Genomic DNA, 1,179 nt, shown 5'->3' on the forward strand with positions numbered 1-1,179 from the left:
CGGTGAGGGCGGGGTCGAGGTCGCGACCTGCGAGGAACCACGTCGACCACCCGACCGACAGGGCCGCGACGAGCCCCGGCAGCATCCGCAGCGCCGTACCCCGCACCCGTGCCAGAGCCCCGGGGCCAGGAGCCCACAGCCCCACGACCGCCAGCACCAACTGGGTCGCGAGCACCACGAGGCTGACCGACCAGTGCGGCGACAACACCCCTGCCGGCACGGCGAGCAGCGCGCCACCGAGCAATGCGAGCGGCCCGCAGCGGGCGACGAGGGGGATTCCGGGTGAGGGCACCTCGGGCGCCTGGGAAGGCGGCGACAGGTGATGGACGACCGTGGCCCGGTCGACGACGTGGGCGTCGTGCGTGGCGGCCACGACCGCCCCACCGGCGGCACGGTAGGCCGCGACGAGCCCCACGAGCGCGGCCCACGTCCGGCGGTCCTGCCCGACGGTCGGCTCGTCGGCCAGGAGAACAGCAGGCCCGTGGTGCAGCGCGGCCGCGACGGCCAGGCGGCGCTGCTCCCCGCCGGACAGGTGGCGCGGATCAGCCCGTTCGAGGTGCTCCAGCCCCAGGGCTGCCAGCAGGGCCTGCGCCCGGTCGGTGCCGATCTCGACGTTGTGGCTCCTACCCTCACGCAGGGCTCGGGAGGTGGCCAGCACCTCGTCGAGCACCGTCCCCGCGACGATCGTCGAGCTCGACCACTGCGGCACCCAGGCAACCGTTCGCGCCAGGTCGGGCGCGTCCAGTTCACCGGGAGAGGTGGGCGGGCCGGCATCCGGCGGGGTGACGCGCACGGCATCCGGTGTCGTGGGGGTGAGGAACCCGGCGAGGGCGTGCAGCACCGTCGACTTGCCCGAGCCGCTCGGCCCGACGAGGGCCGTGAGACTGCCGGGGGCCGCCTCCAGCCCAGCAGTCAGCTCGGCGGCGCGACGGGTGCGACGGCCGCCGTCGAGCAGGCGCGTGGTGCGCTCGACGACGAGTGGGGCGGCCATGAGGGCCGGGGCGGTGCGAGCGGTCCGCGGTGTGACGAGCGCGGGGTCGACGGCCACCGGCTCGGGCGGGCCCTCCCCCGGCACCCACACGCCCATCGCGAGCAACCGCTCCCGCTCGGCCTCCAAGGTGGCGCGCACCGGGCCGTCCGCGACGACCCGACCGTCGTCGGACAGGACGACGAGCCGCT

General features: G+C 76.1%; 1 protein-coding gene. It reads right to left on the minus strand.

Annotated features, from left to right (window positions below; genetic code table 11):
• The coding region (locus PLL68_RS15490; RefSeq protein ID WP_324535629.1) for an ATP-binding cassette domain-containing protein at positions 1–1,179 on the minus strand (1,179 nt) is incomplete at both ends.

The organism is Ornithinibacter sp. (assembly GCF_035443565.1).
Taxonomy (GTDB): Bacteria; Actinomycetota; Actinomycetes; order Actinomycetales; family Dermatophilaceae; genus Fodinibacter.